Source organism: Cyanobium sp. BA20m-14 (genome assembly GCF_024346295.1).
On the sequence record NZ_JAGQCR010000148.1, the window covers coordinates 1 to 7,830 of the forward strand.

At 68.0% G+C, this 7,830-nt stretch carries 9 protein-coding genes, 1 tRNA gene and 1 pseudogene; 6 read left to right on the forward strand and 5 right to left on the reverse strand.

What is annotated here, in order from left to right; genetic code table 11:
* A pseudogene (locus KBZ07_RS13000) lies at nt 1–133 on the reverse strand (photosystem II D2 protein (photosystem q(a) protein)); the annotation flags it as partial.
* A 152-nt stretch (nt 134–285) separates the two neighbouring features.
* Between KBZ07_RS13000 and KBZ07_RS13005 the strand changes: the two are divergent.
* From KBZ07_RS13005 to KBZ07_RS13020, 4 genes are all read left to right on the forward strand, one after another.
* Nucleotides 286–549, forward strand: a complete 264-nt coding sequence (locus KBZ07_RS13005; protein ID WP_254932008.1) for a hypothetical protein — start codon at nt 286–288, stop codon at nt 547–549.
* A 27-nt stretch (nt 550–576) separates the two neighbouring features.
* The gene (locus tag KBZ07_RS13010; RefSeq protein WP_254932009.1) at nt 577–1,260 is read left to right on the forward strand and encodes an ABC transporter ATP-binding protein; all 684 of its coding nucleotides are present in this window, start codon (nt 577–579) and stop codon (nt 1,258–1,260) included.
* Nucleotides 1,261–1,291: 31 nt separating this feature from the next.
* A tRNA-Asn gene (locus KBZ07_RS13015) sits at nt 1,292–1,363 on the forward strand.
* Nucleotides 1,364–1,691: 328 nt separating this feature from the next.
* The gene (locus KBZ07_RS13020) at nt 1,692–2,447 is read left to right on the forward strand and encodes a response regulator transcription factor (RefSeq protein WP_254932010.1); all 756 of its coding nucleotides are present in this window, start codon (nt 1,692–1,694) and stop codon (nt 2,445–2,447) included.
* On the opposite strand, the gene KBZ07_RS13025 is transcribed toward KBZ07_RS13020, so the two are convergent.
* The 3 genes from KBZ07_RS13025 to KBZ07_RS13035 are packed head-to-tail and all read right to left on the reverse strand — an operon-like array spanning nt 2,372 to nt 6,300.
* Nucleotides 2,372–3,346: a DNA polymerase III subunit delta' gene (locus KBZ07_RS13025; protein WP_254932011.1), complete on the reverse strand. Its 975-nt coding sequence runs from the start codon at nt 3,344–3,346 to the stop codon at nt 2,372–2,374. The genes KBZ07_RS13020 and KBZ07_RS13025 overlap by 76 nt on opposite strands.
* The gene (gene tmk / locus KBZ07_RS13030; protein WP_231596533.1) at nt 3,343–3,990 is read right to left on the reverse strand and encodes a dTMP kinase; all 648 of its coding nucleotides are present in this window, start codon (nt 3,988–3,990) and stop codon (nt 3,343–3,345) included. Before tmk ends, KBZ07_RS13025 begins: the two co-directional genes overlap by 4 nt.
* A 6-nt stretch (nt 3,991–3,996) precedes the next feature.
* On the reverse strand, nt 3,997–6,300 hold the full coding sequence (locus KBZ07_RS13035; RefSeq protein ID WP_254932012.1) for a cation-translocating P-type ATPase: 2,304 nt from the start codon (nt 6,298–6,300) through the stop codon (nt 3,997–3,999).
* A gap of 75 nt (nt 6,301–6,375) precedes the next feature.
* Between KBZ07_RS13035 and KBZ07_RS13040 the strand changes: the two genes are divergently transcribed.
* Nucleotides 6,376–6,897, forward strand: a complete 522-nt coding sequence (locus KBZ07_RS13040; protein ID WP_254932014.1) for a photosystem I assembly protein Ycf3 — start codon at nt 6,376–6,378, stop codon at nt 6,895–6,897.
* 291 nt (nt 6,898–7,188) lie between these two features.
* Complete coding sequence (locus KBZ07_RS13045) at nt 7,189–7,578, forward strand: phosphatase PAP2 family protein (protein ID WP_254932013.1); 390 nt, start codon at nt 7,189–7,191, stop codon at nt 7,576–7,578.
* Here KBZ07_RS13045 and KBZ07_RS16470 read toward each other — a convergent pair.
* Nucleotides 7,510–7,827, reverse strand: coding sequence for a phosphatase PAP2 family protein (locus tag KBZ07_RS16470; RefSeq protein WP_396124067.1), 318 nt, complete (start codon nt 7,825–7,827; stop codon nt 7,510–7,512). The two genes, KBZ07_RS13045 and KBZ07_RS16470, sit on opposite strands and share 69 nt — an antisense overlap.
* Nucleotides 7,828–7,830: the final 3 nt, after the last annotated feature.

Here is a 7,830-nt window from a genome sequence, read left to right on the forward strand (position 1 = left end):
CAAGGGCGAGATAGGCGGTGGGGAACAGGAGCAGGCCCGACCAACCGACAAAGACAAAGCGGTCGCGCTTGAGCCAGTCATCGAGGACGTCGAACCATCCCCGCTGTGGCGCGCGCCCTAGAGCGATAGTCATGAGAGGCGTGCTTCATGAAGCGTTACATCGCGAATCCTACGGGTCCCGGTCGCCAAGTGCGCGGAACCGTACCGAGGCTGAGCACTTCTACTCAGGGTCTGGCGCCAAGCGGGGCGGGATTCGCCACAGTGGGGGCTCCCCAATTCCCCACCATGTACGTCGTCGAGCTCTCCCTCAAGCTCAGCCCCATGCCCGTTGCCGTGCAGCGCAGGGAGCTGGCCGACGCCCAGGCCCTCTATGGCGAGGTGCGCCAGGCCCTCGAGGGGTCCGGCCCCAGGGTGCTGGAGCTCAGCTGCGAAAAGGAGGAAGACAAGCGCATCAGCCTGCTGAGCAGTGAAGTGGTGGCCGTGGCCGTCTACGAAAAATCGGCGGTGGCAAGTGGTGGCAAGCGCCCCGGCTTCAGCTTCGACAACTGAAGGGCAGCGGCGCCTCCCCCCAGCTCCATGACCCCTCCCCTCACCGTCGAGCGGCTGAGCTACACCTGGCCCAATGGGCGCCCCGCCCTGGGCCATTGCAACCTGCAGATCCCGGCGCCTGGCCTGTGGATGCTGGTGGGCAGTAACGGCAGCGGCAAGAGCACCCTGCTGCGGCTGATCGCCGGCCTGCTGGAGCCCCGCAGTGGCCGCATCCAGGCCGCCGGCAAGGTGGCGCTGGTGTTCCAGAACCCCGATCACCAGCTGCTGCTGCCCAGCTGCGCCAGCGACCTGCAGCTGGATCTACCCGCCAACCTCAGCGGCGAGGAGCGCCGCGAACGGGTCGCTCTGGCCCTGGCCCAGGTTGGCCTGGAGGGCTTTGGGCCGAGGCCGATCCACACCCTCAGCGGCGGCCAGAAACAAAGGCTGGCCATTGCCGGTGCCCTGGCCAGCGGCGCCAGCCTGGTGCTGCTCGATGAGCCCACGGCCCTGCTCGATCCAGCCAGCCAGCAGGCCGTGCTGGAGCTGGTGTGGAGCCTCAGCCACCAGCCGCAAGCGCCGCTTACGGCCCTGTGGATCACCCACCGGCTAGAGGAACTGCAGCGCTGTGACGGGGCCGCCCTGATGGAGAAAGGGGCCGTGGGCAGCTGGCAACAGGGGCCCCGCCTGGCGGTCCAGCTCGACCCCTTGCGGGGCGGCGGCCCAACCCGGTAGGTTCATCAAGCCGGTTTCGGCAGTTCAGCGTTCCTCGGTAGCTCAGCGGTAGAGCGATCGACTGTTAATCGATTGGTCGCAGGTTCGAATCCCGCCCGGGGAGTTTTCAGATCAGCCGCAGCCTTTGGGTTGCGGTTTTTTTGTGGCTGGCTGTCCTGTGTCTGACCGTTTTGAAGAAAGCAGTTTGTGGCTGGGAGTTTTGGGCCCGGTGCGACAAAAAACTGCGAAGAAAACCTGAAGATCCCTGGCCAGCTGGGCCGCTCCGGGCCCCAGAGGGCTCACCCCAGCTGGGCCCCAGCCGCCCAGGCCGCCCGCCTGCCTGGGGACGGGCGGGCGGGCGAAGGGCAAAAAAGCAGAAAATGCGTTGAAATTGCTGCCAGCGGTAGCAATTGATCCACCGCTGATCTATCGCTGATCAATCGCCCGACTCCATGAAGCCCTGCATCCTGCTGATCGAAGATGACAGTGACATGCGCGAGCTGGTGGCCGGCCACCTTGAGCATGGCGGCTTCGACGTGCAGCGCGCCGATGACGGCATCAAGGGCCAGGCCCTAGCCCTCCAGTACGGCCCAGACCTGATCCTGCTGGACCTGATGCTGCCCAGGGTGGATGGGCTCACCCTTTGCCAGCGCCTGCGCCGCGATGAGCGCACCGCCAAGATCCCGATCCTGATGCTCACCGCCCTGGGCAGCGTCAAAGACAAGGTGAGCGGCTTCAACTCCGGCGCCGACGACTACCTGGCCAAGCCCTTCGACCTGGAGGAGCTGATGGTGCGGGTCAAGGCCCTGCTGCGACGCAGCGAGCACGCCCCTCCCTCCAGCCAGCACAGCGAGATCCTCAGCTACGGCTGCCTCACCCTGGTGCCGGAACGGTTTGAAGCGATCTGGTTTGACGCCCCGGTGCGGCTCACCCACCTGGAATTTGAGCTGCTGCACTGCCTGCTGCAGCGCCACGGCCAGACCGTGGCGCCCTCGATGATTCTCAAGGAGGTGTGGGGCTACGAACCGGACGACGACATCGAGACGATCCGGGTGCACGTCAGGCACCTGCGCACCAAGCTCGAGCCCGATCCCCGCAAACCCCGCTTCATCAAAACCGTCTACGGGGCCGGCTACTGCCTCGAGCTCCCCAGCGATGCCCAGCTGGCCAGCTCCAGCAGCGCCACCTCCCAGGCCAGCCGGGGCTGAACGTAGGCCCCCAGCTGGCTGCGCAGGCGCTCCAGCCGCTGCAAGTGCGCGACCGGGGCCTGGCGGCGCCAGAGGGCCAGCTGCCACCAGCCCAATAGCCAGAGCTGCTGCTCGGCATCGAGGGCCTCGGCCAGATCCCTGGCCAGGCCCAGGGCTTCAAGGGGATCGGCCGACGCCGCCAGGGCCAGCAGACGCTCCGCCAGGCCCGCCGGCAGGGCCTCCCAGACCTGGCGGCAATGCAGCAGGCCCCCCGGCGATCCGGCTGCCAGCTCCAGCAATTCCGGCGGGTCCTGGCTGGGCGGCGGCTCGCCGCAGCGCTCCAGCACCAGGGCCAGCTGTTCAGGGGTCAGGGGCGTGAAGGGCACGCTCTGGCAGCGGGAGCGGATCGTTGTAAGCAACCGGTCGGGGGCCGCCCCAATCAGGATCAGCAGCCCATCGGCTGGCTCCTCGAGGGTTTTGAGCAGGGCATTGGCCGCCCCTTCCGCCATCGCCTCAACCCCCTCGAGCACCACCAGGCAGCCCCGGGCCTGCACCGGCCGCCTGGCCAGAAAACGGGACACCTCCCGGATCTGCTCGAGCCGCAGCTGGGGCGCCCCCCGCCTAGCCAGGCCCAGTTCCTCGGCCTTTGAGGCCGGCACCAGCTGGCCCTTTTCCTGATAGGTGGGCTCAACCCAGAGCAGGTCGGGGTGGTTGCCCTCCTGCAGGCGCCGCCGCACGGCCCCATCCCCCGCCGGCCCGGCCAGCACCCCCTCCAGAAACCGCAGGGCCGCCAGTCGGCGCCCCACCCCATCTGGTCCCGCAAACAGATAGGCCGGGGCCAGGCGGCCCTGGTCCAGGCTGGCCGCCAGCAGGGCCACCGCCCGCCCCTGCCCCACCAAGTGGTCAAACAGGCCTGTCACGGCAGGTTGGCCAGCAAGGTGCGGCAGGTTGCGGCCACCTGCTCGGGCGACTGGCTGGCATCGAGCCGCCGCCAGCCGCGCTCCCCCGCCAGGGCCGCAAAGCCAGCCACCACCCGCTGCAGAAAGGCCTCGCCACTGGCCTCGATCCGATCGGCGCCGCGGCTGGCGCGCCGGCGCAGGGATTCGGCCAGGGGCAACTCCAGCCAGAGGGTGAGATCCGGGGCCAACCCGGCGGTGGCCAGCTGCTCAAGTTGGGCGATGGCGGCCAGATCCAGGCCCCGGCCGTAGCCCTGGTAGGCGGCGGTGGAGCCGCTGAAGCGGTCGCTCAGCACCCAGTGGCCCGCCGCCAGGGCTGGGCGAATGCACTGCTCCACATGCTGGGCCCGGTCGGCGGCATAGAGCAGTAGCTCTGCCATCGGCTCCGGCGCCGCCGCCCCGGGGGGATGGAGCAGCAACTGGCGCAGGGCCGTGCCCAGGGCCGTGCCCCCGGGCTCCCGGGTGATGATCAGCTCCGCTCCTGGCGCCAGCAACCCACTCCCCGGCAGCCAGCGGCCCAGGGCCTCGAGCTGGGTGGTCTTACCGCAGCCATCGATCCCCTCCAGCACCACAAAACGGCCCCGGGAGGGGCCTGCCGGCTCAGCCACCTGCACTCAGCGGAGATCCTGGAGGCCATCCTGCAGCAGCAGGGCATTGACCACCACCGTGATCGAACTCAGCGCCATCAGCAACGCCGCCAGGGGAGGGGTCAGCAACACCCCGTAGCCCGGCAGCAACACGCCGGCCGCCAGGGGCAGCACGATCAGGTTGTAACCAAAGGCCCAGGCGAGGTTCTGCCGCACCTTGGCCATGGTGCGACGCGCCAGCCGCAGGGCCGCCACGATGCCCTCAAGGCGATCGCCCATCACCACCAGGCCGGCGCTGTCCTGGGCGATCTGGGTGCCGGTGCCCACGGCGATGCCCAGATCCGCCGCGGCCAGGGCCGGGGCATCGTTGATGCCATCCCCCACCATCGCCAGGGCGCCATGGGCGGGGTGCTGCAGGATTCTCTCCAGCTTCTGCTCGGGCCGCAGCTCCCAGCCCAGCTCCGCCTCCGCCAGGCCGAGGCTGGCCCCCAGCTGCTGCACCGGTTCGCGCCGGTCGCCGCTGAGCAGACCCAGCTGCAGGCCCATGGCCCTCAAGGCCGTGAGCACCCCGGCGGCATCGGGGCGCGGCTGGTCAGCCGCCGCCACCAGCCCCAGCACGCCCTGCTCTCCGCCCACGGCCAGCACGCTGGCGCCCTGGCACTCCAGCAGGGCCTGGCGGGCCAGCAGCTCCGGGCTGGGTGAGGCCTCCAGCCAGGCCAGCCGACCCACCCGCAGGCTCTGACCCTCGATGCGGCCACTGACCCCCTGACCGGCCCAGCTGTGGGCCTCAGCCACCGGCAGCAGCTCCAGGCCCCGGCGCTGGGCCTCCTGCAGCAGGGCAAAGCCAAGCGGGTGGCGGCTGCCGGCCTCCAGGCTGGCGGCCAGCTGCACCAGCCGGTCTGAGCTGGCGGCCTGGAGGGGCTCAACCGCTGTCACCAGCGGCCGGCCCCGGGTGAGGGTGCCGGTCTTGTCAAACAACATGGCCCGCAAGCCTGCGGCGGTTTCAATCGCATCCCCGCCCCGAAACAGCAGCCCGCCGCGGGCGGCCCGGCCCATCGCCACCGTGATCGCCGTCGGTGTGGCCAGCCCCAGGGCGCAGGGGCAGGCCACCACCAGCACCGCAATCGAGAGCTGCAGGGCCAAGGCAAAGGGGGTTTCGGCCGCCACCGCCAGCATGGGGTGGCCAGCGTGGGCGCCAGCCAGGGGAGCTGGCTGGAGCACCTGGGGCCACAGCTGGGTGCCCAGCAGCCACCAGAAGAGCAACGTGGCCAGCGCCAGGGCCAGTACCACCAGGGTGAAGCGGCCGGCAAGGCGGTCGGCCAACCCCTGGATCGGGGCCTTGCGGGCCTGGGCCCGCTCCACCAGGTGGATGATGCGGGCAATGGCGCTGTCGGCGCCGCGGCGCAACACCTCCAGCACTAAGGGGGCATCCAGATTGAGGCTGCCGGCTGAGAGCTCGGTGCCGGCAATGGCCGCCAGGGGCAGGGGCTCGCCAGTCAAGCCGGACACATCAACAGCCCCAGAGCCCTGGCGCACCACCCCATCCACCGGTACCCGATCCCCCGGCAACAGCTGCACCCGATCGCCTGGACGCAGGCCGCCGACCCGCACCGGCCGGGGTGGCCCCTCGCCCAGCAGCAGCAGGGCGGTGTCGGGCTGGAGCTCGGCCAGCTCTTCGAGGGCCCGACCCGTGCGGAAGCGGGCCCGCTCCTCGAGGAAACGGCCCAGCAGCACGAAGCCCAGCAGCATCACCGGCTCGTTGAAGAAGCAGGGCCAGCCTGTTTGGGGCCAGAGGAAGGCCACCAGGCTGGCCAGGTAGGCGCTGATCACCCCCAGACCCACCAGGGTGTCCATGCTGGGCAGGCCGGCGAGGGCGGCCTGTACTCCCCGCACCAGGATCGGCCGGCCTGGCCCCGCCAGGGTGAGCGTGGCCACCAGGGCATGGATCCAGAGGGCCCCAAGCCCCGCCAGCGAAAGGTGGCCCAGCACCGACACCAGCAGCAGGCCCAGGGCCACCACCAGCTGGCGCCAGTGCTGCCACCAGTTTTGGGATTGCAGGCGCTGCCGCCGGCTGGGCAGCTCAGCATCGCTGGGGCGCAGCCTGGCCTGGAAGCCAAGCCCCGCCAGGGAATGGAGCAGGGCTGCCTGGCTGGCCTCCGCGGAAACCACATCAACCCAGGCGGTGCGGGTGAGCAGGTTGACGCTGGCCTGGCGCACGCCGGGCTGGCCCAGCAAGCGCTGTTCCACGGCCCGCACGCAGCCGCCGCACTTCATGCCTTCGATTTCGAAAAGGAGGGGCTCCAGCAGGGGGGGCTCCTGAAGCGAAGACAAGGCCGGCGCTGTTCAGATCAGCCCAGGCTAGGGAGATCGGCCAGGATGGGCACCAACGAGCCCATCCCCTCCCCCGTGCCCCGCAGCCAACGCAACGACAACTTCATCGACAAGAGCTTCACGGTGATGGCCGACCTGATCCTCAAGGTGCTGCCCACCAACCGGCGGGCCAAGGAGGCCTTCGCCTACTACCGCGATGGCATGAGCGCCCAGGCCGATGGCGAATACGCAGAAGCTCTGGAGAACTACGAGGAAGCCCTCACCCTCGAAGACGACCCCAACGACCGGGCCTTCATTCTTTACAACATGGCCCTGGTTTTCGCCAGCAATGGCGACCATGCCAAGGCGCTTGATTTCTACGGCCAGGCCCTCGATCTCAACAGCAAGATGCCCCAGGCCCTCAACAATCTGGCCGTTATCCATCACCACCTGGGCTCGATCGCCGAAGAAAAGGGTGACGCCGATGAGGCCGACCGCTGCTTCGACCAGGCGGCCGACTTCTGGGCCAAGGCCATTCGCCTGGCCCCCAACAACTACATCGAGGCCCAGAACTGGCTCAAAACCAGCGGCAGAGGCAGCGTGGATGTGTATTTCTAATATGTGTATTTCTTAGACGTGTATTTCTGAACAGCCATGCGATTGCAACCATCTGCCAGACAACTAATCGTGCTCGCCGGCCTGGGCCTGCTGGGATTGGCCATGCTGACACTGGTTGATTTCAGCCTTGGCAAGACACTTGGCAGCCTGGGCAGCTTGCTGAAGGGCGATCTCTATTATCTATTTCGAATCTGGGGGAGCCTATGGCCCTGGCTCCTTTTTTCGATATCCCTAGCTATTAGTTGCAGGGGAAACGACCAACCCAATCGCGCCAAACAAAGCGCCTTTATCTTGCTCAGCCCAGCCCTAAGTGGTGCCTGGGCCGAGCTGCTCAAAATAATCCTGCGCCGCGAAAGGCCCTCCCAGCTGAAAGCCTATGTTTTCCGCCCATTCACCGATCGGCCCTGGTCAAGCAGTGGGCTCGGCCTACCCAGCTCCCATGCGGCCGTGGCCTTTGGCGGGAGCATGGCCCTGGTGATTCTGTTTCCCCGTTTGCGCTGGCCGGCCCTGGTGATGGCAGTGGGCTGCGGGCTCACCCGGGTGGTAAGTGGGGCCCATTACCCCACCGACATCTACCTGGGGGCCTTGGTGGGCTCAGTCACCGGCCTTTTCCTAGCCCATTGGCTCAAAATCCCGAGCCTGCGGTTTGGGCATGCACAACCAAGCCCCAACCAGCCCTAGGGCCGCACCGATGCAGATATCACTTAAATAGTGTGCTCCGCTGAATAGGCGCTGGAGGCTCGCTAGGATCGCCAAAGCGATGAAGGCAGGCCTACCCGCCGGGAAATACCAACCCAGGGAAGCCGCCAAGCCAAATGCCACAGCAGCATGGCCCGAAGGAAAACTCATCAATGTGGAGCGACTATGACTGCCGGCTTCCAGGAGCTGCCTTCCAAAGGTGTCCATCGCTTGGCTGCCGGGTTCGAGCATGGC